This is a genomic window from Burkholderia sp. Bmkn7 (genome assembly GCF_041103175.1).
GTDB lineage: Bacteria > Pseudomonadota > Gammaproteobacteria > Burkholderiales > Burkholderiaceae > Burkholderia > Burkholderia cepacia.
Window position 1 is genome coordinate 2,780,956 of the sequence record NZ_JBGCUH010000003.1, and the last position, 26,017, is coordinate 2,806,972.

Annotated in this window: 22 protein-coding genes, 2 tRNA genes and 3 rRNA genes; 11 read left to right on the forward strand and 16 right to left on the reverse strand. The window is 61.5% G+C overall.

Going from position 1 to position 26,017, the window contains the following annotated elements:
- Positions 1-24 precede the first annotated feature (24 nt).
- The gene (locus AB3K92_RS34510) at positions 25-576 is read right to left on the reverse strand and encodes an iron transporter (protein WP_021163417.1); all 552 of its coding nucleotides are present in this window, start codon (positions 574-576) and stop codon (positions 25-27) included.
- Between the two features lie 220 nt (positions 577-796).
- Positions 797-2,887: an excinuclease ABC subunit UvrB gene (uvrB, locus tag AB3K92_RS34515; protein ID WP_027786890.1), complete on the reverse strand. Its 2,091-nt coding sequence runs from the start codon at positions 2,885-2,887 to the stop codon at positions 797-799.
- Between the two features lie 263 nt (positions 2,888-3,150).
- Here uvrB and AB3K92_RS34520 point away from each other — a divergent pair, with 263 nt between their 5' ends.
- Positions 3,151-4,350 (forward strand): amino acid aminotransferase, encoded by a 1,200-nt coding sequence (locus AB3K92_RS34520; RefSeq protein ID WP_021163420.1) that lies wholly within the window; start codon positions 3,151-3,153, stop codon positions 4,348-4,350.
- 152 nt (positions 4,351-4,502) lie between these two features.
- On the opposite strand, the gene AB3K92_RS34525 is transcribed toward AB3K92_RS34520, so the two are convergent.
- Positions 4,503-5,291 (reverse strand): 3-hydroxybutyrate dehydrogenase, encoded by a 789-nt coding sequence (locus tag AB3K92_RS34525; protein ID WP_048026652.1) that lies wholly within the window; start codon positions 5,289-5,291, stop codon positions 4,503-4,505.
- Between the two features lie 164 nt (positions 5,292-5,455).
- On the opposite strand from AB3K92_RS34525, the gene AB3K92_RS34530 reads away from it, so the two are divergent.
- Together AB3K92_RS34530 and AB3K92_RS34535 are read left to right on the forward strand one after the other, a co-directional pair.
- Positions 5,456-6,427 carry a potassium channel beta subunit family protein gene (locus AB3K92_RS34530; RefSeq protein ID WP_369466675.1) on the forward strand — a complete coding sequence of 324 codons (972 nt, stop codon included), beginning with the start codon at positions 5,456-5,458 and terminating at the stop codon, positions 6,425-6,427.
- Between the two features lie 126 nt (positions 6,428-6,553).
- Entirely contained in the window at positions 6,554-7,399 is an 846-nt protein-coding gene (locus AB3K92_RS34535; RefSeq protein WP_059495753.1) for a 23S rRNA (adenine(2030)-N(6))-methyltransferase RlmJ, read from the forward strand.
- A gap of 15 nt (positions 7,400-7,414) precedes the next feature.
- On the opposite strand, the gene AB3K92_RS34540 is transcribed toward AB3K92_RS34535, so the two are convergent.
- From AB3K92_RS34540 to AB3K92_RS34575, 8 genes are all read right to left on the reverse strand, one after another.
- On the reverse strand, positions 7,415-7,783 hold the full coding sequence (locus tag AB3K92_RS34540) for a hypothetical protein (RefSeq protein ID WP_175852001.1): 369 nt from the start codon (positions 7,781-7,783) through the stop codon (positions 7,415-7,417).
- 114 nt (positions 7,784-7,897) lie between these two features.
- Entirely contained in the window at positions 7,898-8,044 is a 147-nt protein-coding gene (locus tag AB3K92_RS34545) for a DUF3563 family protein (RefSeq protein ID WP_006478295.1), read from the reverse strand.
- Positions 8,045-8,259: 215 nt separating this feature from the next.
- A complete protein-coding gene (gene cueR / locus AB3K92_RS34550; protein ID WP_027786885.1) occupies positions 8,260-8,664 on the reverse strand; it encodes a Cu(I)-responsive transcriptional regulator in 405 nt (134 codons plus the stop codon).
- A gap of 254 nt (positions 8,665-8,918) precedes the next feature.
- Positions 8,919-9,031, reverse strand: a 5S ribosomal RNA gene (gene rrf, locus AB3K92_RS34555).
- Positions 9,032-9,187: 156 nt separating this feature from the next.
- A 23S ribosomal RNA gene (locus AB3K92_RS34560) occupies positions 9,188-12,068 on the reverse strand.
- Positions 12,069-12,355: 287 nt separating this feature from the next.
- Positions 12,356-12,431: transfer RNA gene (locus AB3K92_RS34565), tRNA-Ala, on the reverse strand.
- Between the two features lie 38 nt (positions 12,432-12,469).
- Positions 12,470-12,546: transfer RNA gene (locus AB3K92_RS34570), tRNA-Ile, on the reverse strand.
- A gap of 62 nt (positions 12,547-12,608) precedes the next feature.
- Positions 12,609-14,141 (reverse strand): 16S ribosomal RNA (locus AB3K92_RS34575).
- The 16S, 23S and 5S rRNA genes sit together here with 2 tRNA genes alongside, the layout of an rRNA operon.
- Positions 14,142-14,707: 566 nt before the next feature.
- Here AB3K92_RS34575 and AB3K92_RS34580 point away from each other — a divergent pair.
- From AB3K92_RS34580 to AB3K92_RS34595, 4 genes are all read left to right on the forward strand, one after another.
- Positions 14,708-15,925 carry a DUF2863 family protein gene (locus tag AB3K92_RS34580; RefSeq protein WP_021162835.1) on the forward strand — a complete coding sequence of 406 codons (1,218 nt, stop codon included), beginning with the start codon at positions 14,708-14,710 and terminating at the stop codon, positions 15,923-15,925.
- A 211-nt stretch (positions 15,926-16,136) separates the two neighbouring features.
- The gene (locus AB3K92_RS34585; protein WP_021162834.1) at positions 16,137-16,973 is read left to right on the forward strand and encodes a response regulator transcription factor; all 837 of its coding nucleotides are present in this window, start codon (positions 16,137-16,139) and stop codon (positions 16,971-16,973) included.
- Positions 16,974-17,048: 75 nt separating this feature from the next.
- Positions 17,049-17,723, forward strand: coding sequence for an energy-coupling factor ABC transporter permease (locus tag AB3K92_RS34590; RefSeq protein ID WP_059710070.1), 675 nt, complete (start codon positions 17,049-17,051; stop codon positions 17,721-17,723).
- A gap of 139 nt (positions 17,724-17,862) precedes the next feature.
- Positions 17,863-18,516, forward strand: coding sequence for a BspC domain-containing protein (locus tag AB3K92_RS34595; protein ID WP_042977384.1), 654 nt, complete (start codon positions 17,863-17,865; stop codon positions 18,514-18,516).
- 82 nt (positions 18,517-18,598) lie between these two features.
- Here AB3K92_RS34595 and AB3K92_RS34600 read toward each other — a convergent pair whose 3' ends face one another.
- Entirely contained in the window at positions 18,599-19,753 is a 1,155-nt protein-coding gene (locus AB3K92_RS34600; protein WP_175849477.1) for a carboxypeptidase family protein, read from the reverse strand.
- A 137-nt stretch (positions 19,754-19,890) separates the two neighbouring features.
- Positions 19,891-20,673 carry a peroxide stress protein YaaA gene (gene yaaA / locus AB3K92_RS34605; RefSeq protein WP_021162829.1) on the reverse strand — a complete coding sequence of 261 codons (783 nt, stop codon included), beginning with the start codon at positions 20,671-20,673 and terminating at the stop codon, positions 19,891-19,893.
- Between the two features lie 57 nt (positions 20,674-20,730).
- On the opposite strand from yaaA, the gene AB3K92_RS34610 reads away from it, so the two are divergent.
- On the forward strand, positions 20,731-21,210 hold the full coding sequence (locus AB3K92_RS34610; protein ID WP_021162828.1) for a putative toxin-antitoxin system toxin component, PIN family: 480 nt from the start codon (positions 20,731-20,733) through the stop codon (positions 21,208-21,210).
- Between the two features lie 33 nt (positions 21,211-21,243).
- Complete coding sequence (locus AB3K92_RS34615) at positions 21,244-22,416, forward strand: pyridoxal phosphate-dependent aminotransferase (RefSeq protein WP_369466676.1); 1,173 nt, start codon at positions 21,244-21,246, stop codon at positions 22,414-22,416.
- Between the two features lie 42 nt (positions 22,417-22,458).
- Here the strand turns inward: AB3K92_RS34615 and AB3K92_RS34620 are convergent, their stop codons facing one another.
- Entirely contained in the window at positions 22,459-23,115 is a 657-nt protein-coding gene (locus AB3K92_RS34620) for a glutathione S-transferase (RefSeq protein ID WP_059855581.1), read from the reverse strand.
- Between the two features lie 202 nt (positions 23,116-23,317).
- Here AB3K92_RS34620 and AB3K92_RS34625 point away from each other — a divergent pair, with 202 nt between their 5' ends.
- Positions 23,318-24,109 (forward strand): oxepin-CoA hydrolase, alternative type, encoded by a 792-nt coding sequence (locus AB3K92_RS34625; protein WP_369466677.1) that lies wholly within the window; start codon positions 23,318-23,320, stop codon positions 24,107-24,109.
- 203 nt (positions 24,110-24,312) lie between these two features.
- A complete protein-coding gene (locus AB3K92_RS34630; protein ID WP_369466678.1) occupies positions 24,313-25,005 on the forward strand; it encodes a glutathione binding-like protein in 693 nt (230 codons plus the stop codon).
- A gap of 47 nt (positions 25,006-25,052) precedes the next feature.
- Here the strand turns inward: AB3K92_RS34630 and AB3K92_RS34635 are convergent, their stop codons facing one another.
- Entirely contained in the window at positions 25,053-25,529 is a 477-nt protein-coding gene (locus tag AB3K92_RS34635) for a MaoC family dehydratase (protein WP_059492631.1), read from the reverse strand.
- Positions 25,526-25,987 (reverse strand): MaoC family dehydratase, encoded by a 462-nt coding sequence (locus AB3K92_RS34640; RefSeq protein WP_042977379.1) that lies wholly within the window; start codon positions 25,985-25,987, stop codon positions 25,526-25,528. Before AB3K92_RS34640 ends, AB3K92_RS34635 begins: the two co-directional genes overlap by 4 nt.
- Between the last annotated feature and the right edge of the window lie 30 nt (positions 25,988-26,017).

A 26,017-nucleotide genomic window follows, 5' to 3' on the forward strand; every position in this document is an offset into this window, starting at 1 on the left:
GCGCGCCGTCCGTGATGCCACCGATCAGTAACCGCCCTTCTTGCCGATACCGGCGAACGGGAAGTCGTATTCGAGGGTAATGGGCTTGAACCATGCGCCCACGCCCGTTTCCTTGTCGATGTGACGACCGAACGCCATGTGGCCCGTCTGCATCGGCGGCTTGACGACCATCGTCAGGTGATACTTGCCCGGGCCGTTCAGCTTCACGTTGTCGCCGTAGTGCGGACCATCGCTCGCGACCATGCCCATCAGGTCGCCTTCGGCCTTCCACTTCGTGTCACCCTGCTTCGTCAGCTTGTACGTGACCTGCAGGTACGGCATCCAGTCGCCTTCCGCGAAACCCGTCGGGTTGTTCTTGACCGCATGGATGTCGGCCTCGAGGTGGATGTCGGAATCCGACGCCTTGCGCATCATCCCTTCCGGGTCCATCGTGATCGGCTGCAGGTACACCGCGCCGATTTCCATGCCGCCCTGGATCTGCTGCTTGCCGATCGGATATTCGGCAGCCGAGGCCGACATCGCGGCAAGCGCCGCCGCTACCGCAACCGTCGTGCGGATGAACGAAGAACCCAACATGGACACTCCTTGTTATTTGATCTGGAACCATGCGGACCGACCGCCAGGCCTGCCCGCCGAAAACACTAACGCGACGAATAACGTTAATGCGAACAATTCTCAATAATTGCGAAGTTTAGCACCGAACCTGTTCCGGAACAAACGACGAGCCGTGTAAACCCCTGATCCGACAAGGCTTACAGGCTCGTTACCGCAAGGTTTCTGTGACGCTTGGAAAGATTTACCGGCCGCCGCTGACGTGATCGCCGACGTTCGCGCCGAACACGCGCTCGCGCAGAAGCGCAAGCTGGTCGCGGGTCGCGGCAGCCTTCTCGAACTCGAGGTTCTTCGCGTAGTCGGCCATCTGCTTCTCGAGGCGCTTGATTTCCTTCGCGAGCTGCTTTTCCGACATGTCCTCGAATTTCGCACGCTGCTGCGCTTCCTTCAGCTCGGCGCGTGCCTCGTCCGCGTTGTAGACGCCGTCGATGATGTCCTTGATGCGCTTCACGACACCGCGCGGCGTGATGCCCATCTGCTCGTTGTAGGCAATCTGCTTCGCGCGGCGCCGCTCGGTCTCGCCGATCGCGCGTTTCATCGACTCGGTCATGTTGTCCGCGTAGAGGATCGCCTTGCCGTTCACGTTCCGCGCGGCCCGGCCGATCGTCTGGATCAGCGAGCGCTCCGCGCGCAGGAAGCCTTCCTTGTCCGCGTCGAGGATCGCGACCAGCGACACCTCGGGAATGTCGAGCCCTTCGCGCAGCAGGTTGATCCCGACCAGCACGTCGAACGTGCCGAGCCGCAGGTCACGGATGATTTCGACACGCTCGACCGTGTCGATGTCGCTGTGCAGGTAACGCACCTTGACCCCGTGGTCGGCCAGGAACTCGGTGAGCTGTTCGGCCATGCGCTTCGTCAGCACGGTGATCAGCACGCGCTCCTCGGCTTTCACTCGCGCGTTGATCTCGGCGAGCACGTCGTCGACCTGCGAGCTCGCCGGCCGCACTTCGATTTCCGGATCGACGAGCCCCGTCGGCCGCACGACCTGTTCGGCGATCTGCCCGGTCACGCGCTTCTCGTAGTCGGCCGGCGTGGCCGACACGAACACGACCTGGCGCATCTTGCGCTCGAACTCGGGGAACTTGAGCGGCCGGTTGTCCAGCGCCGACGGCAGCCGGAAGCCGTAGTTGACGAGGTTTTCCTTGCGTGCGCGGTCGCCGTTGTACATGCCGTTCAGCTGGCCGATCAGCACGTGCGATTCGTCGAGCAGCATCAGCGCGTCGGGCGGCAGGTAGTCGACGAGCGTCGGCGGCGGATCGCCGGGCTCCGCCCCCGAGAAATGCCGCGAGTAGTTCTCGATGCCCTTGCAGAAGCCGAGCTCCTGCAGCATCTCGAGATCGAAACGCGTGCGCTGCTCGAGGCGCTGCGCCTCGACGAGCTTGCCGTCGCTGTGAAAGAACTCGAGCCGCTCGCGCAGTTCGTCCTTGATCGTCTCGACCGCGCGCATCACGGTATCGCGCGGCGTCACGTAGTGCGACGACGGATACACGGTGAAGCGCGGGATCTTCTGCCGCACGCGGCCGGTCAGCGGGTCGAACAGCTGCAGCGTCTCGACCTCGTCGTCGAACAGCTCGACGCGCACGGCCAGCTCGGCGTGCTCGGCCGGGAAGATGTCGATCGTGTCGCCGCGCACGCGGAACGTGCCGCGCTGGAAATCCTGCTCGTTGCGCGTGTACTGCATCGCGATCAGCCGCGCGATCACGTCGCGCTGGCCGAGCTTGTCGCCGGCGCGCAGCGTCAGGATCATCTGGTGGTATTCGGACGGATTGCCGATACCGTAGATCGCCGACACCGTCGCGACGATCACGACGTCGCGGCGCTCCATCAGGCTCTTCGTCGCCGACAGCCGCATCTGCTCGATGTGCTCGTTGATCGACGAGTCCTTCTCGATGAACAGGTCGCGCTGCGGCACGTAGGCTTCAGGCTGGTAATAGTCGTAGTAAGAGACGAAATACTCGACCGCGTTGCGCGGGAAGAACTCCCGGAACTCCGAATAAAGCTGCGCGGCAAGCGTCTTGTTCGGTGCGAACACGATCGCCGGGCGGCCGAGCCGCGCGATCGTGTTCGCCATCGTGAAGGTCTTGCCGGAGCCCGTCACGCCGAGCAGCGTCTGGAACGACAGGCCGTCCTCGACCCCTTCGACGAGCGTGTCGATCGCGGTCGGCTGGTCGCCTGCGGGCGGATACGGTTGGTACAGCTGGAACGGCGACCCTTCGAAGGTCACGAATTTCGATTCGTCGAGCGCGTCGCCGGTTTCGGCATGATGTTCGGACATGGAATGCGGCCGGAGCGAGGGCAAAAGAGTCATTCTAGCGCTTCGCGGCCGGGCGAACTGCTGTCGGCTCCTGACGCGCGACGGGCGCCGGAAATCGCGGTTCCCGGCCGAATTTCGCCGCCGAAACGCCGCCCCCGCCAGCGCGAATTCGCTACAATGTCAGGCTGCTGCGCTTTCCGGCGTCGTGCCTGCCTGCGCGCGGTCCCCCGCGCCCGCCCCGCCCGTTGAAAGCCTGACCCTCTTTTCACTACTGCCGAATCATCATGTCGCTCTTCTCTGCTGTCCAGCTTGCTCCCCGCGACCCGATCCTGGGCCTGAACGAAGCCTTCAACGCCGATGCGCGTCCGACCAAGGTCAACCTCGGCGTCGGTGTGTACACGAACGAAGAAGGCAAGATCCCGCTGCTGCGCGCGGTTCGCGAAGCAGAGAAGGTGCGCGTTGAAGCGGGCCTGCCGCGCGGCTACCTGCCGATCGACGGCATCGCCGCCTACGATGCGGCCGTGCAAAAGCTGCTGCTCGGCAACGATTCGCCGCTGATCGCGGCGGGCCGCGTGGTCACGGCCCAGGCACTGGGCGGCACGGGCGCGCTGAAGATCGGCGCCGATTTCCTGCGCACCGTGAACCCGAACGTGAAGGTCGCGATCAGCGATCCGAGCTGGGAAAACCACCGCGCGCTGTTCGAAGCAGCCGGCTTCGAAGTCGTTGCGTACCCGTATTACGACGCTGCCACCAACGGCGTGAACTTCGAAGGCATGCTGTCGGCGCTGAACGGCTACGAAGCCGGCACGGTCGTCGTGCTGCACGCATGCTGCCACAACCCGACCGGCGTGGACCTGACCGAAGCGCAATGGCAACAGGTCGTCGACGTCGTGAAGGCACGCAACCTCGTGCCGTTCCTCGACATGGCCTACCAGGGCTTCGGCGAGAGCATCGAGGCCGACGCTGCCGCCGTGCGCCTGTTTGCCGCGGCCGACCTGAACGCATTCGTGTCGTCGTCGTTCTCGAAGTCGTTCTCGCTGTACGGCGAACGCGTCGGCGCCCTGTCGATCATCACGTCGAGCAAGGAAGAAGCGACGCGCGTGCTGTCGCAACTGAAGCGCGTGATCCGCACGAACTACTCGAACCCGCCGACCCATGGCGGCGCCGTGGTCGCAGCGGTGCTCGCATCGCCGGAACTGCACGCTTCGTGGGTGCAGGAACTCGGTGAAATGCGCGACCGCATCCGCGCGATGCGCAACGGTCTCGTCGAGCGCCTGAAGGCAAGCGGCGTCGATCGCGACTTCAGTTTCATCAACGCGCAGCGCGGGATGTTCTCGTATTCGGGCCTGACCTCGGCGCAAGTCGATCGCCTGCGCGACGAGTTCGGCATCTACGCGGTCGGCACGGGCCGGATCTGCGTCGCCGCGCTGAACACGCGCAACCTCGACGCGGTTGCCAATGCCGTTGCAGCTGTCCTGAAGTAAGTCGGCGCCCACGGACGGCAGCCATCGCCGGCCCGTCCTGCCGAAACGAAAAACGCGCTCCCCGGAGCGCGTTTTTTTTGTGCGATTCGCCGGACTAGCCGGGGAGTCGTCGCCCGAGCAGCCCGTGTCGCGACCGCCCGTGCCGGAAGCCTTTACTGCATGAACCAGCCGTGGCTGACGACGACCGACTGGCCCGTGAGCGCGGCGCTCGGGAACGCCGACAGGAACAGCACCGTCTGCGCGACGTCCTGCACCGTCGTGAACACGCCGTCGACCGTATTGCCGAGCATCACCTTCTTCACCACTTCCTCTTCGCTGATCCCGAGCTCCTTCGCCTGCTCCGGAATCTGCTTGTCGACCAGCGGCGTGCGTACGAAGCCCGGACACACGACGTGCGAGCGCACGTTGTGCTTCGCGCCTTCCTTCGCCAGCACGCGGGCCAGGCCGAGCAGGCCGTGCTTGGCCGTCACGTACGCCGACTTCAGCGGCGACGCTTCGTGCGAGTGCACCGAACCCATGTAGATCACGACACCGCCGCGATCGTCCTTGTACATGTGCTTGAGCGCGGCCTTGGTCGTCAGGAATGCGCCGTCGACGTGGATCGCCTGCATCTTCTTCCAGTCGGAGAACGAGTAGTTCTCGATCGGGTTGACGATCTGGATGCCCGCGTTCGACACGAGGATGTCGACCGAGCCGAACGTTTCGGCCACCTTGTCGATACCGCTGTTCACGGCTTCCTCGTTCGTCACGTCCATCGCGACGCCGATCGCCTTGCCGCCGGCCTTGACGATCTCGTCGGCAACGGCGTTCGCGCCGTCCTGGTTCAGGTCGGCGATCGCGACGGCCGCGCCCGCTTTCGCGAGCTCGAGTGCGATTTCCTTGCCGATGCCGCTCGCGGCGCCCGTGACGACTGCGGTCTTGCCATTCAGATCTGCTGCCATGTCCGTCTCCTCCCGTTGTCGGATCGAAAAAGTACGTGCCCGTCACCTCGGCATTCATCGCATGATCGACGCGGCGGGCCAGCCGCCATTGTGCACGATCGGCCCCGCCGTTCGCGCGCAAAACGTCTAAGCTTAAGGTCGGTTCTGTCACGCAGGAGATTCGCATGCACTATCGACGGCTAGGCCGCTCCGGCCTGCAGATCAGCGCGCTTTCCCTCGGCTCGTGGGTCACGTACGGCAACCAGGTCGACCAGCGGGTCGCGCGTGAATGCCTTGCCGCAGCACGCGACGCAGGCGTCAATTTTTTCGACAACGCCGAGGTGTACGCCGGCGGCAAATCCGAGGAAATCATGGGTCACGCGCTCAAGTCGCTCGATTGGCCGCGTGTCAGCTATATCGTGTCCACCAAGTTCTTCTGGGGGCTCGTCGAAGCGCCGAACCAGTATCACACGCTGAACCGGAAATACCTGCTGAACGCCATCGACGGCTCACTGCGTCGGCTGCAGCTCGACTACGTCGATCTCGTCTATTGCCATCGCCCCGATCCGAACACGCCGATCGAGGAAACCGTCTGGGCAATGAGCGACATGATCGTGCGCGGCAAGGCGCTGTACTGGGGCACGTCGGAATGGAGCGCCGACGAGATCCGTGCTGCCTGCGAGATCGCCGAACGGCATCACCTGCACAAGCCGGTTGTCGAGCAGCCGCAGTACAACCTGTTCCACCGCACGCGGGTCGAAAAGGAATATGCACGGCTCTATGACGACTACGGTCTCGGCCTCACGACCTGGAGCCCGCTGGCATCGGGCCTGCTCACCGGCAAGTACCGTAACGGCGTACCGCCCGGCAGCCGCGCGCAGTTACAGGGGTACGACTGGATGCGCGACCGCCTGACCGACCAGGCCGCCAACGACATCGTCGAACGGCTCGGCGAAATTGCGACGGAGCTCGGCTGCAGCACCGGCCAGCTCGCGATCGCATGGGTGCTCACGAATCCGCACGTGAGCTCGGTCATCACGGGCGCGTCGCGGATCGAGCAGATCGGCGAAAACATGCGCGCGCTCGACGTTGCCGCGAAGCTGACACCGGATGTGAAGCAACGCATCGAGGAGGTGGTCGGCGATGCGTACGAATGAGGCGATGCACGGCCACTCGCGTACAATACGCGGCCCGCATCGGCGCCCGGCCTGACTGCCGCGCCTAGCCGGCCGCGCACGATCAAGCGCTTTCATCGATTCACCTTTCGTTTCAGGCAGCCCGCCATGCTCAGTTATCGTCACGGTTTTCACGCAGGCAACCACGCGGACGTGCTCAAGCACGCCGTCGTCGTCCAGTTGCTGCGCTACCTGAACAAGAAAGACAAGTCGTACTGGTACATCGACACGCATGCAGGTGCCGGCGTGTATTCGCTGCGCGACGGTTACGCGGCAAAGACGTCGGAATTCGACACCGGTATCGGCCGGCTGTGGAACGAAAAGAACCTGCCGGAAGCGCTGGGCGACTATGTGGATGAGGTCCGCGCGCTGAACGACGACGGTGAACTGCGCTTCTACCCGGGGTCCCCGTACATTGCATGGCGATCGATGCGCGAGCAGGACCGCATGCGGCTGTTCGAAATGCACACGACGGAAATCGACGTGCTGCGCCACAATTTCCGCGATGCGGGGCGACGCGCGATGATCTTTGCCGGAGACGGCTTCGAAGGCATCAAGGCGCTGCTGCCGCCGCCGCCGCGACGCGCACTCGTGCTGATCGACCCGTCCTACGAGGACAAGAAGGATTACGCGCGCACGGTGACTTGCGTGACGGAGTGTCTGAAGCGTTTCGCGACGGGCTGCTATGCCGTCTGGTACCCGCAGGTGACCCGGACGGAATCGCAGCGTTTCCCCGAGCAGTTGAAGCGCCTGCAACCGAACAACTGGCTGCACCTGACACTGACGGTGTCGAATCCGCCCACTGACGGACTCGGTCTCTACGGCAGCGGGATGTTCATCCTGAATCCGCCGTACACCCTCGCCCAGAGCATGAACGAGGCACTCCCTTATCTGGTCGAGAGGCTGGGACAGGATAGCGGCGCCCGCTGCCAGATCGAGCACCGCGGAAACTGATCGCGCGACTGCGCGTTACGGCTGCGGTCTGGGCGCGAGCCTTGGCTGGTTGGCCGGCTGTCCACCCCACGCGGGGACATTGATATACGGTGCGACGAACAGCGGAACCGACGTGTTCGGCGCCTGCCCGGCCGGAGCCCGCATGCCTGCCGGCTCGACGATCGGCTCGGGAGACAGCGGCGCCGTCTGCAGCACCAACCCGCCCTTGCCGTCCTGGATGCCGCGTTGCGTATCGAGAATCAGCGGTTTGGACGATGTCGCGGCAGCGGCCGCGAGTCCATGGACAAGCGCCACCGCGCCGAGAACGAGACGCGCGCGGGCACTGCGACGCACATCGAGACGCAAACGCATGATCGTGTCCTTCGGGATGAAAAGCAGGCCCATACCATAGCGCTGCACTGATGATTGCGCCAGATCCGGCGCACAAAAAAACAAAGCCCCGTCAATACGGGGCTTGCTTATCGTTCGGTGCCACGTGGCACCTGACGGTGACTCCGATTACAGCGAGTAGCCGTTGGTTTCGAGCGAGCGGATACGGCTCTCGAGCTGGACGATGTCCGACGACGTGGCGAGGTAAGCCTCACGGCGTTCACGTTCTGCGGATTCGAACCAGTTGCTCAGCTTTTCGACGATGTAGGCGATCATGACGTTCTCCAAGGAAGGGGGACCCCTGGTGAATCGAGATTCAGGGATTTCCCGTATAGGGTTATCCCGAATTATAGCGATGCCGCACCAAGATGCTAGTGAAATACTTGCATGGAAACCATTCCGGTTTGGAATGGCCGAGCATCAACTTCACGTAACCTGTTGATTTTTATGGAAATCGAATCGAGGCCCGTTTCGAACCTCGAATACGCGCACTAATTTGGTTCACTGACAGGGTCGGACAGACGCGCCAAAATCGGGCACTCGGGACGCCCGTCACCATGACAGTGCGCGGCAAGATCGGCCAGCGTGTCGCGCATGTCGCTCAGTTCCGCGATGCGCTTGTCGAGTTCGGCCACGTGCTCGAGCGCAATCGACTTCACTTCCGAGCTCGCGCGGGAACGATCTTGCCAGAGCGTCAGCAGCTTGCGGATGTCCTCGACGAGAAAGCCAAGGCGTCGCGCCTGACGGATGAAGCGCAGAATGTGAATTTCGTCCGCCCCGTAGATGCGGTAGCCGGCGTCGGTACGTTTGCTCGGCGCAAGCAGGCCAACCTGTTCGTAGTACCGGATCATTTTTGCGCTGACTCCGGATTCGCGCGACGCATCGCCGATATTCATTCCCGCCCTCTCCATCAAGCCCTGGTTTCGAACATGAACGTCGACGAGTGCAATCGCCGGCGCCACTTCGATCGTATCAAATCGCGTGGTTTCGTTTCGGGGCGAGGTTTGACTGCAGGATGGCAGCTGAGAGATCGGGCCAGCGCGCCAGGTAGACGGGATGAATGACGTGCGCTTTCTCCAAGCGCAAATGGTTTTCCATCGCCGAAATGCAAAAACCCCCGCCTTTTGGGCGGGGGTTCTTGGCTTAGGAAGCCTGACGATTACCTACTTTCACACGGGAATCCGCACTATCATCGGCGTAGAGTCGTTTCACGGTCCTGTTCGGGATGGGAAGGGGTGGGACCGACTCGCTATGGTCATCAGGCAAAGAAGGTTGTTCTGCTGGCTTGGCCAACAGAACCAATCTTGGAAGAAGCAGTAATTTAGGTTGTGTGTATCACACACGAGAATCCAACTTGTCGCTTTGGATCTTGCCGCCAGTGCTTTCACACGGCGCCGATCTACAAGGCAGACTTGTTATAGGATCAAGCCTTACGGGCAATTAGTATCAGTTAGCTGAACGCATTACTGCGCTTACACACCTGACCTATCAACGTCCTGGTCTCGAACGACCCTTCAAGGGGATCTAGTCCCCAGGGATATCTCATCTTAAGGCGAGTTTCCCGCTTAGATGCTTTCAGCGGTTATCTCTTCCGAACATAGCTACCCGGCGATGCCACTGGCGTGACAACCGGTACACCAGAGGTTCGTCCACTCCGGTCCTCTCGTACTAGGAGCAGCCCCCTTCAAATATCCAACGCCCACGGCAGATAGGGACCAAACTGTCTCACGACGTTTTAAACCCAGCTCACGTACCTCTTTAAATGGCGAACAGCCATACCCTTGGGACCGGCTACAGCCCCAGGATGAGATGAGCCGACATCGAGGTGCCAAACACCGCCGTCGATATGAACTCTTGGGCGGTATCAGCCTGTTATCCCCAGAGTACCTTTTATCCGTTGAGCGATGGCCCTTCCATACAGAACCACCGGATCACTATGACCTGCTTTCGCACCTGCTCGACTTGTCGGTCTCGCAGTTAAGCACGCTTATGCCATTGCACTATCAGCACGATTTCCGACCGTACCTAGCGTACCTTCGTACTCCTCCGTTACGCTTTGGGAGGAGACCGCCCCAGTCAAACTGCCTACCATGCACTGTCCCCGACCCGGATCACGGGCCAAGGTTAGAACCTCAAACAAACCAGGGTGGTATTTCAAGGACGGCTCCACCGAAACTAGCGTTCCGGTTTCATAGCCTCCCACCTATCCTACACAGATCGGTTCAAAGTCCAATGCAAAGCTACAGTAAAGGTTCATGGGGTCTTTCCGTCTAGCCGCGGGTAGATTGCATCATCACAAACACTTCAACTTCGCTGAGTCTCGGGAGGAGACAGTGTGGCCATCGTTACGCCATTCGTGCAGGTCGGAACTTACCCGACAAGGAATTTCGCTACCTTAGGACCGTTATAGTTACGGCCGCCGTTTACCGGGACTTCAATCAAGAGCTTGCACCCCATCATTTAATCTTCCGGCACCGGGCAGGCGTCACACCCTATACGTCCACTTTCGTGTTTGCAGAGTGCTGTGTTTTTATTAAACAGTCGCAGCCACCAGTTTATTGCAACCCCTTCACCCTCCTGGCGCAGGCCAGTCAAGCTACAAGGGCGTACCTTATCCCGAAGTTACGGTACCAATTTGCCGAGTTCCTTCTCCCGAGTTCTCTCAAGCGCCTTAGAATACTCATCTCGCCCACCTGTGTCGGTTTGCGGTACGGTCATCGTTAGACTGAAGCTTAGAGGCTTTTCTTGGAACCACTTCCAATTGCTTCGCTCCCGAAGGAGCTCGCGCCACACCCTTGAATTCCGCGCCCGGATTTGCCTAAGCGCCTTCTCCAATGCAGCGACCGGGACTTCCAACACCCGGACAACCTTCCGCGATCCGTCCCCCCATCGCATCTAACAATGGTGCAGGAATATTGACCTGCTTCCCATCAGCTACGCATTTCTGCCTCGCCTTAGGGGCCGACTCACCCTACGCCGATGAACGTTGCGTAGGAAACCTTGGGCTTACGGCGAGGGGGCCTTTCACCCCCTTTATCGCTACTCATGTCAGCATTCGCACTTCCGATACCTCCAGCACCCTTTACAAGGCACCTTCGCAGGCTTACGGAACGCTCTCCTACCATGCGTGCAAGCACGCATCCGCAGCTTCGGTATATAGCTTAGCCCCGTTACATCTTCCGCGCAGGACGACTCGATCAGTGAGCTATTACGCTTTCTTTAAAGGGTGGCTGCTTCTAAGCCAACCTCCTGACTGTTTTAGCCTTCCCACTTCGTTTCCCACTTAGCTATATTTGGGGACCTTAGCTGGCGGTCTGGGTTGTTTCCCTCTTGACACCGGACGTTAGCACCCGATGTCTGTCTCCCGTGATTGCACTCTTCGGTATTCGGAGTTTGCTATGGCGGGGTAATCTGCAATAGACCCCCCAACCATGACAGTGCTCTACCCCCGAAGGTGAGACACGAGGCACTACCTAAATAGTTTTCGGAGAGAACCAGCTATTTCCAGGTTTGTTTAGCCTTTCACCCCTATCCACAGCTCATCCCCTAACTTTTCAACGTTAGTGGGTTCGGACCTCCAGTACGTGTTACCGCACCTTCATCCTGGCCATGGATAGATCACCTGGTTTCGGGTCTACGCCCAGCAACTGAACGCCCTATTCGGACTCGCTTTCGCTACGCCTGCCCTATACGGTTAAGCTTGCTACTGAACGTAAGTCGCTGACCCATTATACAAAAGGTACGCCGTCACCCCTTACGAGGCTCCGACTGTTTGTATGCATGCGGTTTCAGGATCTATTTCACTCCCCTCCCGGGGTTCTTTTCGCCTTTCCCTCACGGTACTGGTTCACTATCGGTCGATCACGAGTATTTAGCCTTGGAGGATGGTCCCCCCATCTTCAGACAGGATTTCACGTGTCCCGCCCTACTTGTCGCACACCTAGTTCTTTCATACTGTTTTCGCCTACAGGGCTATCACCTGCTATGGCCGCACTTTCCAGAGCGTTCGGCTAACAATACAAATAAAGAGTGCAAGGCTCATCCCATTTCGCTCGCCACTACTTTGGGAATCTCGGTTGATTTCTTTTCCTGCGGTTACTTAGATGTTTCAGTTCACCGCGTTCGCTTCACATGGCCTATGTATTCAGCCATGGATACTCCAAAAGGAGTGGGTTTCCCCATTCGGACATCTACGGATCAAAGCTTGTTTGCCAGCTCCCCGTAGCTTTTCGCAGGCTACCGCGTCCTTCATCGCCTGTGATCGCCAAGGCATCCACCACATGCACTTGTTCGCTTGACCCTATAACGAGTCTGTCTCATCGACAGTCGCTACAGGTTGAGTTCTCGCGTTGTGCCGTATTCCAATTGAGTCGAACATAGAGTTCGAATCATCTTGAGATACATCGATACAATCACAACCCGGATAGTTTCCACGTCCATCTCAAGACGCTTCCGCTATCCAAATTACTTACTTCTTCCAGATTGTTAAAGAACGACAGCCGATACTTTCGTACCGCTCTGACTGGCTCAATCGCCAATGCAAAATTCTCGGTTCATCGTATGAACCAAGCACTTAGCGTTGGTGATTGGTGGAGGCAGACGGGATCGAACCGACGACCCCCTGCTTGCAAAGCAGGTGCTCTCCCAGCTGAGCTATGCCCCCATTGAGTACAGATGCCCTCAGGTGTTACCGCCAGACAATGGTGGGTCTGGTTGGATTCGAACCAACGACCCCCGCCTTATCAAGACGGTGCTCTAACCGACTGAGCTACAGACCCCTGAGTCTGTCTTTAATTTACAGCCGATAAGCGTGAGCGCTCAACTTTGCGAGAAGCTCTGGAAAGGAGGTGATCCAGCCGCACCTTCCGATACGGCTACCTTGTTACGACTTCACCCCAGTCATGAATCCTACCGTGGTGACCGTCCTCCTTGCGGTTAGACTAGCCACTTCTGGTAAAACCCACTCCCATGGTGTGACGGGCGGTGTGTACAAGACCCGGGAACGTATTCACCGCGGCATGCTGATCCGCGATTACTAGCGATTCCAGCTTCATGCACTCGAGTTGCAGAGTGCAATCCGGACTACGATCGGTTTTCTGGGATTAGCTCCCCCTCGCGGGTTGGCAACCCTCTGTTCCGACCATTGTATGACGTGTGAAGCCCTACCCATAAGGGCCATGAGGACTTGACGTCATCCCCACCTTCCTCCGGTTTGTCACCGGCAGTCTCCTTAGAGTGCTCTTGCGTAGCAACTAAGGACAAGGGTTGCGCTCGTTGCGGGACTTAACCCAACATCTCACGACACGAGCTGACGACAGCCATGCAGCACCTGTGCGCCGGTTCTCTTTCGAGCACTCCCACCTCTCAGCGGGATTCCGACCATGTCAAGGGTAGGTAAGGTTTTTCGCGTTGCATCGAATTAATCCACATCATCCACCGCTTGTGCGGGTCCCCGTCAATTCCTTTGAGTTTTAATCTTGCGACCGTACTCCCCAGGCGGTCAACTTCACGCGTTAGCTACGTTACTAAGGAAATGAATCCCCAACAACTAGTTGACATCGTTTAGGGCGTGGACTACCAGGGTATCTAATCCTGTTTGCTCCCCACGCTTTCGTGCATGAGCGTCAGTATTGGCCCAGGGGGCTGCCTTCGCCATCGGTATTCCTCCACATCTCTACGCATTTCACTGCTACACGTGGAATTCTACCCCCCTCTGCCATACTCTAGCCTGCCAGTCACCAATGCAGTTCCCAGGTTGAGCCCGGGGATTTCACATCGGTCTTAGCAAACCGCCTGCGCACGCTTTACGCCCAGTAATTCCGATTAACGCTTGCACCCTACGTATTACCGCGGCTGCTGGCACGTAGTTAGCCGGTGCTTATTCTTCCGGTACCGTCATCCCCCGACTGTATTAGAGCCAAGGATTTCTTTCCGGACAAAAGTGCTTTACAACCCGAAGGCCTTCTTCACACACGCGGCATTGCTGGATCAGGCTTTCGCCCATTGTCCAAAATTCCCCACTGCTGCCTCCCGTAGGAGTCTGGGCCGTGTCTCAGTCCCAGTGTGGCTGGTCGTCCTCTCAGACCAGCTACTGATCGTCGCCTTGGTAGGCCTTTACCCCACCAACTAGCTAATCAGCCATCGGCCAACCCTATAGCGCGAGGCCCGAAGGTCCCCCGCTTTCATCCGTAGATCGTATGCGGTATTAATCCGGCTTTCGCCGGGCTATCCCCCACTACAGGACATGTTCCGATGTATTACTCACCCGTTCGCCACTCGCCACCAGGTGCAAGCACCCGTGCTGCCGTTCGACTTGCATGTGTAAGGCATGCCGCCAGCGTTCAATCTGAGCCAGGATCAAACTCTTCAGTTTAAACCTGTTACTGTTTTCGGTTCAGTTAAGAACCGGTCGCTCACTCAAAGCTGACAGGAATATGAATTGCTTCATAAACCTGACTTACTTTAGTGTGAGACTCTTGATACTTTCGCTATCTGATCCGAGGATCAGCTCGCTTCCATCAAGCGCCCACACTTATCGGCTGTTAATTTTTAAAGAGCAATCTGCGAGGAACTTCGTGTTTCTCAGCAGCGCTGCGTTTTCAGCAGCAGAGAAGCGAGATTATGAACCGTGTTTCGCAGCTCGTCAACAACTTTTTACACTACATCGTTGCGACTGCGGGGCTCAACTTCCAAGCCAGCCGCGCGCCCAAGACTGCAGCACACTACCAGCTTCGCTTCCCCTTCCGCGCTGCGTTTCCGTTAGCGCGAAAGAGGCGTGATTCTAAGCACCCTCTTCGAACTGCGCAAGGGGTTTGACGCAACTTTTTTACAAAGGCTGCGATCCGGCCGATCTGCCATGCCTCGGCACGAGACCGCTTATGGTGCAAAGAACGGACTAGAATGTGAGGTTCTTCGCCTCTTTCTATATACGTCTTTAATATGCGCCAGCGAATCGCCAAACGCCTCCCCCCCGATGCCGACAAACTGGTCGGTCTGTCGCTTGCGCTCTTCGCGTCGGGCAGCCGCATCGAGGATCGCTTCTGGGAAGCGAAGCTCGACGCGCTGCTCGCCAAGATTGTCCGCAACGGCAACCAGACCACGCTCGACGCAGCGCTCGACCATCTTCAGCAGAATCATCCCGACGCCTATGGCGCGCTCGCCGACATGGCCGAGACGCACAGCGAGTCGATGGTGATCGAGCACGACGGCCAACCGTTCGACGCGCTGCTGGTCGCCGTCCCGGTTCTCGCATGGACGCGCTACATGATTCCGTCCGGCCCGCTCAAGGGTGACGTTGCCGACGCGCTGCGAACGCACTTGCAGGCTCATGTCCTTGCGAACGGCACCCTCGTCGGCCTTGCACCGTTCCTTTACAGCATTGACCAGTTGCCGCGGCACCACGTCGAGACCTACCGGCTGGCCCAGCAACTCGCTCATGCAGCGATCACCCAGCACACCCCCAAGCTCAGCTTCGGCGACCTGCCTGAAACTTCGCCGATCCTGGCCGACCCGCGCTTCCTGCTCGCCGTCGTCGCCGCGCCCGCCGGCGCGCCGCTGTTCCGATGGCAGGAAGAGGAAAACGGCAGCCGGATCGAGCGTGGCCAGTGCCTCGAGCAATGGACGGCCCAGGGCGGCCCGAACCTGTCGATCGCCCTGCCCGGCTGCGAGTTCGAATGCCTGCTTCCGGACGCGTACTATTCGGCTTGCCGGGATGCGGACGAGCGGGTGCGTCCGCACACGGTGCGAACCGCCATTCGTTATCTTTTCGACACACTTGGTGCGGCACCGCAAGAGCTGCGCGCGGTGGTCGCCGGCTTCGGCGAACGCCGTATCGACGAGTATCGTGTCGGCTTCACGCGGCGTGCCAGCAACGACGTAATCTACGGCGTCGTATGGCCGCTCTACGGTCGTGAAAACGGCGACGTGTCGATCGACAGCGCGACGCTCGAAGGCGAAGCGCCGATCGAAGGACCGCTCGAGGAAATCGTGAGCCTGCTGAAGGAATGCGGTGTAACCGACGTCCGGCGGCACGCAGGCCGCTTCGAACCCGAATACTGCGACGACTGCGGCGTACCGCTTTACGCAGACCCGCTCGGCGAAATCGTCCACGCGGAAATGCCGGAAGACGCATCACCCGCCCAACCGCACTTTCACTGACCCACACAGCAGTACCCTGACGGCCTGCCCGTCCGAAGCCGCTCACGGTTCCCGCCGGAGCGGCTTTTTTCTTGTCCGCCATCCCTCCGTCCGAAATTTCATACTTTTCCTAAGCCTTTCAGCCAAGCAGACATCGTGTAAGGTCTTTGTCATCATCAGACCCAAGGCATGCCAGACGGCAGATCAATGGCTCACATTACGGAGGTTGAATATGCGGTTCCTGATGCTCAATTCAGACGCCGAGCGGCGTGACGGACTGAAGGCCCTGTTGCGACAGATCGACCGTCACGCCAGCATCAACGATGCGCCCGACAGTTTTCAGGCGCGCAGGCTGCTGCGCAACCAGCGTTTCGACCTCGTCGCGATCGACTGGCTCGACGTCGGCCGACTCAGCGAGCTTCAGGCGCTCTGCAGCGCGTGCTCGCCGACACCCGTCGCCGTCCTGGTCGACGAAACATCGCCGGAAGCCATCCAGCGCTTCTTCAACTATGGTGTCGCCGGCGTGATCCCGCATTCCACGCGGCCGCACCTGATCGTGCGTGCGCTCGAGATCGTCCTGCTGGGCGGGCACTACATCCCGCCGATCGCGCTCCGTCTGCTGCCTTCCGCTGCTGCGGCGCGCTACGATGCCCATTTCCAGACACTCGCCGGGTCGCTTCCCCGCCGGCCGCCGAGCGGCCTCTTGTCGCCACGCCAAGCTCAGATCATGCGCTTCGTCCACATGGGCAGCACCAACAAGATGATCGCCCGTACGCTCGGCATCAGCGAAGGCACCGTCAAGATCCACCTCGCCAGCATCTTCCAGCAACTCGGTGCCGCCAATCGCGCCGCCGCGGTCGCGATCTACAACGGCTGGCTGTCGCCCCACCTCGAGGTGCTGCTGGCGAATCGCAACCGCACGCGCAAGCCGCCCATCGGCCAACAGGGCCCGGTTCCGCTGCGTACGCAACGGAAGGACCGCCCGTACCCGGTGCCAGCCTCGATCGACAGCACACAGGACCTGCCGATCGCCGCCGAACCGCCGGCGCGGTTTCGGCGCGAACGCTAGCCAGACAGTCTCGATATTGCGACGGTCGGCGTGTGTGGATTCCCACCTTTGATGCTCAACGAGTAATATGGACGAATGGGTTTTCTCTTCACACCGCTTCCGCTCTGGGTTGGCATCGGTGGCTGGATCGCCGCCGTGGCCCTGCTCGCGCTCGCGATCTGGAATCGCCCCTTCGTGCGCCTGCAGGACGCCACGCTCCAGCACGTGTGGCTCGCGCTCGTCACCGCCATTACGGTTCTCTGGGCCTCGAATGCGTGGCTCGAAGACGGCATCGTCATGCATCTGCTTGGCGCGACGCTGCTCGTCACACTGTTCGACTGGACACTCGCATTGATCGCGATGGGCGCCGTCACGGCGGTTGCCGCGATCATTTTCGACGCGCCCTGGCAGGGCATTGGCCTGACCTATCTGATCTACGGCGCGCTGCCGGTCGCCGTGTCGGCATTGCTGCAGCGCGCCGCACTCGCATGGTTGCCGCACAATCTCGCATCGTTCATCACCTGCCAGGGATTCCTGTCGCCGGCCATCGCAATCATCGCAGTCGCTGCTGCCGCGGCCGGGGTCCAACTCGCGCTGGCGGACGGCGTGCCTGTCGTGATTCCGGCCGGCTACCTGCTGAACACTGCGCTGCTCGCACTCGGCGAAGCGTGGTTCACCGGCATGGCAACGGCACTCATCGCGGTCTATCGTCCCGCGTGGGTCACGACCTTCGACGTCCGGCGCTATCGCCTCGGCGGCCCGCGCGCCTGAATCGCCCTCCGGCGGCGACACCGCCATCACCCGCCGGCAGGGCATCGCGCGGTGCGGCAGAATGCGACATCTACTGCCGCACAACTTTTTTACGCTAAGATTGAACTCCGGTTCTTCATCGGGCATCTATACGTGCCCGATGTCTCATTCGCTCCTCACCAATAACCAGATGGACAGCTCTCCTGCGTCGCTCCGGATTTTCCGGGCGCTCGGCAAGCTGGCAGCCTGTATTGCGGGCCTGTCGCTTGCGCTTCCGACACCGGCATTCGCCGACCTGCTCGACCAGCGCTCCGAACTGATCAACAAATTCGTCAACGAAATGCATGCCGATCCGCTCGCCGCCGATTGTGCGGCGCACGGCAGCTTCATCGCCAGCACGTCGTCGGCGTTCGACCGCGTCGACTTCGCGCCGAACACATTCGACAGCGGCAACGCGACAATCACGCCATGGAACGACTCGTTCGACCAGGGCAAGCAGCGTGTGAAGGTCGACAATATCGTCACTGTCGACGGGCTCGGTATCCACAGCGACGGCAGCGACCCGACGCCGCTGAAATTCCGATGCGGCTATGTCGGTCAGCAAATGCTCGCGTTCAGCTGGAACGACCCGGTTCCGCCGCTGAAGCCGCGCGTCGAGCGCTCCACGTCCTCGACGAAGAAGTTCAAGGGCAAGTCGCACCGAGGCAAGGTCAAGGCGAAAGCATCGGGCCGCACCGGCAGCAAGAAGGCCGCCGCAACGAAAAAGTCGAGCGGACAGAAGAAGGTCGTGAAGAAAAGCGCGAAGAAGTCCTGATTCGACGAAGCGACCTCGACAGAAGCAAAAAAGCCGGAGCATCCTGAGATGCCCCGGCTTTTTTCATACGGCGACGCTGCGCTTACGCGAACGTGTCGACATGCACCAGGATCGCAGCCAGCATCGCCGCGCCAAGCGCCGCGCTTCGCTCGCCGTTCCAGCCGACTCGCTCGTCGGGCAGGTTCGCGTTGTCCTTGAACGGCATCTCGAGCGTCAGCGACAGGCAGCCGAACTGGTGGCCGATGTACTTCGACGCGAGCTTGAGCGCGTCCTCCTTGTACTTGCTCGCCGCATAGCCATGCTCAGTCTGGAAGTCGGGGCTCGCGAGCTTGAACGCTTCGATGAACGCGGTCTGCTCCTTGCCCTGCTGCTCGGTAAAGCTCGGCAGCATTTCCGACCCGGCAACGAACACGTACGGCAGATCCTCGTCGCCATGAATGTCGAAGAACATGTCGCAGCCGATCGCATGGATCGCATCGCGCACGGCCAGCACCTCGGGACTGCGCTCGGCATCGGGCGCCATCCACTCGCGGTTCAGGTTCGCGCCCGCCGCATTGGTGCGCAGGTTGCCATGCACGCTGCCGTCCGGATTCATGTTCGGGACGATGTGGAACGTCACGCGATCGTAGAGCTTGCGCGCGACCGGATCGCCGGCCCAGTCGCCCCATCCGGCCAGCCGCTTGACGAGGCCTTCGACGAACCACTCAGCCATCGACTCGCCGGGATGCTGGCGCGCGATGATCCACACCTTCTTCTTCGGTGCGCCGTCGGTCTCCGGCGTACCGAGCGTCAGCAGCGACATCGGACGACCTTCGACCGTGCGACCGAGTTCGACGACGCTCGCCTGCGGCAACTGCTGGACCGCACCGAGAAATGCCGCATGACGCTCTTCCGAGTACGGTTCGAAATACGCGTAGTAGATGCTGTCGAATTCCGGCGTATGGTCGATGGTCATCGTCTTGCCGTCGAACGTCGTCGGCACGCGGAACCAGTCGACCCGGTCATAGCTCGCCACCGCGCTGTAATTGCGCCAGCCCGACGGATACGCGCATTCGGCCGCATTCTCGAACGTCATCACGCAGCGCTCGCCGCGCGCGCCCGTCAAGCGGTAGTAAAACCATTGCGCGAATTCCGAGCGGTTGTCGCCGCGCACGCGCAACCGAATCGCATCGGGGCTGTCGCACGACACGACGTCGATTGCGCCTGCGTCGAAATTGCTGGTGATCGAAAGGGCCATCTGTCTCTCCTTTGTCGACCGGAGTTGGCGCTTCAGCGCTGACACCGGTCTAATGTAAAGCTGGCGACCGGAACAGGCGGTGTAGCGCTTGCCCGGCCTCATGCATGCGCCGGCCGTCTCGTGAACGGCCGGCAGGGTCACTCGCCGACTCGCCGGCGATATACGTAAGTCGAATCGTTCGACGCAGCCGCATCGAACGCATAGCCTTCCGTCGCGAATTCCTTCAGCGCCTTCGGGTCGGCAATCCGGTTCTCGACGATAAAACGCGCCATCAGGCCGCGCGCACGCTTCGCATGGAAGCTGATGATCTTGTAGCGGCCGCCCTTCCAGTCCTCGAACACCGGCGTGACGACGGGCGCGGCCAGCAGTTTCGGCTTGACCGACTTGAAGTATTCGGTCGATGCGCAGTTGACGAGCACGCGCGCCGCGCCGCTGCGCGTTTCGAGCTGCTCGTTCAGCGCCCGCGTGATGCGGTCGCCCCAGAACGCGTACAGATCCTTGCCGCGTGCGTTCGCGAAACGCGTACCCATCTCGAGACGGTACGGCTGCAGCAGATCGAGGGGACGCAGCAGCCCGTACAGCCCCGACAGCACGCGCACGTGCTGCTGCGCATAGTCGAGATCGGCGGACGACAGCGATTTGGCGTCGAATCCTTCATATACGTCGCCGTTGAATGCGAGCACGGCCTGCTTCGCGTTGGCCGGCGTAAAGGTCGGCGACCAGTCCGCGTAGCGCTGAAAATTCAGGCGTGCAAGCGGATCGGAGATATCCATCAGCGTCGCGATGTCCTGCGGCGAAAGCTTGCGCAGGCCGTCGATCAGCTCGGACGCGTCGTCGACGAATGCAGGCTTCGTGTAAGACTGGACGTGCGCGGGCGTATCGTAGTCGAGGGATTTGGCGGGAGAGAGAACGATTATCATAGAGGCTCGCTGGCACGCCGTGCCTTGCGGTCAGACGAAAACCACCGATTGTAACGAATGACCCGCTCTCCCGCCCCGCATGCCGCACATCGCGTCGTGCTCGACTCGAACGTCTGGATCGACATCCTCGTATTCGACGATCCCGCTACGCGCCCGATCCGCGCCGCGCTCGAACGCGGCACGCTTGCCGCCGTGATCGACGGCCGCTGCCTGACCGAACTCGAGTACGTGCTCGATTATCCGCAGTTCCAGGCGCGCGCCGTCGACAAGGCGGCCGCGCTCGCAACCGTCGCCCGCCTGGCGAGCCTCGTCGAGCCGCCGGCCGTCGACGCCGATGCGCCGCCGTTGCCGAAGTGCAAGGACCGCGACGACCAGAAGTTTCTTGAACTCGCCCGCGCCGCCCAGGCCGATTGGCTCGTGTCGAAAGACCGCGCGCTGCTGAAGCTCGCGAAGCGCACCGCGCGCGATTTCGGCTTCCGGATCGCGCAACCCGCCCCCTTTGCCGAGGCCTGCGCGCTCGACGCCACGCCGGCTTGACGCACGCAACACCACCCGATTTCGACCGTCTCGATGAACGCTCCTTCAGACATGCCAACGACTCCCGTTTTCCCTTCGCGCCTGCCGAACGTCGGCACGACGATCTTCACGGTCATGAGCGCGCTTGCAGCAGAAAAAGGCGCCGTGAACCTCGGCCAGGGCTTTCCGGATTTCGACTGCGATCCGCGCATCGTCGATGCGGTTGCCGCCGCGATGCGCAACGGGCACAACCAGTATCCGCCGATGGCCGGTGTCGCGCCGCTGCGCGAGGCAATCGCAGACAAGATCGCGCAGGTCTACGGCCGGCGTTACGATCCGGCGACCGAAATCACCGTCACGGCCGGCGCGACGCAGGCACTGCTCACCGCGATCCTGTGCACGGTGCATCCGGGTGATGAGGTGATCGTCGTCGAACCGACCTACGACAGCTACCTGCCGTCGATCGAACTCGCGGGCGGCACACCCGTGTTCGTCACGCTGGAGGCGCCCGACTACGCGATTCCGTTCGACCGCCTGGCGGCCGCCATCACGCCGAAAACGCGCATGATCCTGATCAACACGCCGCATAACCCGACGGGTACCGTGTGGCGCGAGGCGGACATGCGCAAGCTCGAAGAGATCGTGCGTGGCACCAACGTGCTGATCCTGTCCGACGAGGTCTACGAGCACATGGTCTATGACGGCGCGCGCCATGAGAGCGTCGCGCGTTATCCGGAACTCGCCGCGCGCAGCTTCATCGTGTCGAGCTTCGGCAAGACCTATCACGTGACGGGCTGGAAGGTCGGTTATGTCGCAGCCCCTGCCGCGCTAACCGCGGAATTCCGCAAGGTCCACCAGTTCAACGTGTTCACGGTGAACACACCGATGCAGGTCGGGCTCGCCGAGTACCTGCGCGACCCGGCACCGTACCTGACGCTTGCCGACTTCTACCAGAAGAAGCGCGACTTCTTCCGGGCCGGCCTCGAGCGCACGCGCTTCAAGCTGCTGCCCTGCACGGGTACGTACTTCCAGTGCGTCGATTATTCGGCGATCAGCGACCTGCCGGAAGCGGAATTCTCGAAGTGGCTCACGTCGGAGATCGGCGTGGCCGCCATTCCGGTGTCGGCGTTCTATCACGAGCCGCACGAATCGGGCGTCGTCCGCTTCTGCTTCGCGAAGCAGGAAAGCACGCTCGCATCCGCGCTCGAACGGCTCGCCCGCCTGTAAGTCCTGCACGGGCGGCCTGAAGCCGCCCTGCAGGAACCGCGCTTACGAACGCGCGACGCTCGTCGCCTCGATATACGCCTTGCGCTCGGCTGCCACGCGCTGCGCGGCCGGACGCTCGCCGACGATCTTCGCGTGCGCCTTCCAGTCGATACCCGCGTCGAGCAGGAAATCGCGTCCGAAAATGGCCTTCGTCGCCATCCCGACGACCGGCAGATGGACCCATGCGGCGATGTCGGCAAGGCCGAACGACTCGCCGAGCGCATACGGCGAAAACTGCGTCATCTGTTTGAACGCATCGATCGCGCGCGGCAGGCGCTTCTCGACGTGCGCCTTCGTCCCGTCGCTGACCTTGCCGCCGAAAAAAGCTTCCGTATAGACTTCGCGCGCCATCCATTCGAGATACAGCTCGAGCGTCTCGACCAGTTCGCGCACCTTCGCAGCCGCGAACGGGCTCGCCGGGAAAATGCCTTTCTCGGGATAACGCGCCGCCAGGTATTCGATGATCACCTGCGACTCGAACAATGCGCCTTCTTCGGTCTTCAGGAACGGAATCTTGCCGAGCGGCGAATCGGCGAGCCGGGCCGGATCGCTGATCGGCAAACCGCACACCGACTCCTCGAACGGAATGTCGTGCTCGAGCAGGACGAACTTCACCTTGTTGTAATAGTTGGACAACGGAATACCGCACAGCTGTAGCATCGGAGTCTCCTTCGTTGCTGGAACGCGGCCGCAACGGTGCCGGCCGCAGCGAGATTCATCGCGCCGAAAAGCACGTTCGTGCTAGTCTAAAGCAAGTATTGCGTTCGTCACGACAACATTACATCCGCTGCGGCATCGGTCGCATCCGCGTGCGCGGCGCGCACGGCGCCGCAGCCCCGCCATCCGATGGAGACACGCTCGCATGAGTGCTGAACTGCTGGCCTCGCGCCCGCCCGAGAGCGACTCGACGCTCGTCCTCACGCTATCCAATCCCGGCGCACGCAATGCGCTGCATCCCGACATGTACGCAGCCGGCATCGAGGCGCTCGCCACCGCCGAGCGCGATCCCGGGATTCGCGCTGTCGTGCTGACCGGTGCCGATCGCTTCTTCTGCGCGGGCGGCAACCTGAACCGGCTGCTCGACAACCGTTCGAAGGATCCGTCCTACCAGGCCGACAGCATCGATCAGCTCGCCGCATGGGTAACGGCGATCCACGCTTCGACGAAGCCGGTGATCGCGGCGGTCGAAGGCGCGGCGGCCGGCGCCGGCTTTTCGCTCGCGCTCGCGTGCGACCTGATCGTCGCCGCGCACGATGCGAAATTCGTGATGTCATACGCGCGTGTCGGCCTGACACCCGACGGGGGCGGTTCGTGGTTCATCGCCCGCGCACTGCCGCGCGCGCTCGCGGCCGAAATCCTGTTCGAAGGCAAACCCGTCGCGGCCGAACGTCTGCACGCGCTCGGCGTCGTCAACCGGCTCGCCGTGCCGGGCGCGGCGTTGACCGACGCGCTGGCATGGGCCGATGCACTCGCCGGCATCTCGCCGAACGCGCTCACGCGCATCAAGTCGCTGCTCGACGACGCGACGACGCAACCGCTCGATGCGCACCTCGGCACCGAACGCGATCATTTCGTCGCGTCGCTGTATCATGCGGACGGGCTCGAGGGCATCACCGCATTTCTCGAGAAGCGCCCGCCCCGCTACAAGCGCTGAGCCGCCACGCCTGCGTTCCGCCTGCCTGACCGCATCACCAGGAAACGCCGCACGCGACGGCGGCGGCGAGCGCTCGCACGCCCGCGCACACGTATCGGCACGCGCGTTTGCGTCGCCAGCAGCGCGCATCGATCCATGCTCTAATGACCGCCTGTCGCGGCGCTGCCAGCGCCGTTTTCGCGCACGCAACAAAGGAGTTCACGATGATCGACGTCTATAGCTGGGCGACCCCGAACGGCCACAAGGTGCACATCATGCTCGAGGAAACGGGCCTCGCCTATCGTGTCCATCCGGTCGATATCGGCGCAGGCGACCAGTTCAAGCCGGAATTCCTGAAGATCAGCCCGAACAACAAGATCCCCGCGATCGTCGATCCGGACGGCCCCGGCGGCAAGCCGATCTCGCTGTTCGAATCGGGCGCGATCCTGATCTACCTCGCGGAGAAGACCGGCAAGTTCCTGCCGACCGATCCGGCCGCACGCTATGCCACGCTCGAATGGCTGATGTTCCAGATGGGCGGCGTCGGGCCGATGCTCGGGCAGGCGCACCACTTCCGCCTGTATGCGCGGGAGAAGATCGAGTATGCGGTCAACCGCTACACGAACGAGGCGAAACGCCTGTACAACGTGATGGACAAGCGACTCGGCGAATCCGAGTATCTCGCGGGCGACACGTACACGATCGCGGACATTGCGACGTTCCCGTGGACGCGCTCATGGCAGAACCAGGGCATCGTGCTCGACGAATTGCCGAACGTGAAGCGCTGGTACGACACGATCGCCGCGCGACCGGCCGTGCAGCGCGGTGTCGAAGTGCTCGCGTCGATGCGCAAGGCGCTGCAGGACGACAAGGCACGCGAGGTGCTGTTCGGCGCAACGCAATACGCGAAGCACTGACACTCATGTGACGGGCGGAGCGGCATCCACGCATGCCGCTCCCCGCTTCAGAAGTAATGCAGCGTGATGAATTCCGCCGCGCAAACCGGCAGCGGCGCATCGGGACGCTCGACCTGCATCGTCACCGACCACGTCACCTGCACGCCGTCCCGCGCGGCCTCGGCGGTTTCCTTTACCGCAAACAGCGCACGCACGCGCGCGCCGACCGGCACCGGCTTCAGGAACCGCACGCGGTTCAGTCCGTAGTTCACGCCCATCTTCTGCTCGAAACGCATCGCGTCGGTCATCAACGCCGGAATCAGCGACAGCGTCAGGAACCCGTGGGCGATCGGCCCGCCGAACGGCGACTCGCGTTGCGCGCGCTCGGGATCGACGTGAATCCATTGATGATCGCCGGTCGCGTCGGCAAACCCGTCGACGCGCTTCTGATCGATCACGATCCAGCCGCTCGCGAGCGGCTCCGCGCCCACGCGTGCCTGCAGCGCCTGCGCCGACGCGATCAGCGGCAAGGTCATTTCCGTCATGCCTGCACGCCTCCCGGATGGCGCAGCCCGAAGATCACTTTCGTGTGCACGGTAATCACCGTCTCGCCGGCCTCGTTCACGCCGACCCATTCCGTCGACACGATGCCGCGGTCGGGCTTGCTCTCGGACACACGCTTGTCGTGGACCTTCTGGTACATCGTGATCGTATCGCCCGCACGCACCGGCTTGAGCCAGCGGATCGAGTCGATGCCCGGCGAGCCCATGCTGGTCGAGTCCCGGCCGAGCTTCTTGACGAGCAGGCTCATGAACACCGAACACGTATGCCAGCCGCTCGCGACCAGCCCGCCGAAATGCGATGCCTTCCCGGCTTCTTCGTCGAGATGGAACGGCTGCGGATCGTAGCGTTGCGCGAACGTCTTGATGTCGTCGGGTTCGAACGTGTAACGGCCCACTTCGGTGGTGCTACCGACCACCAGGTCTTCGTAACTGATGCCCACTAGATGTCTCCTTGTCTGGCGCGCTCGCGC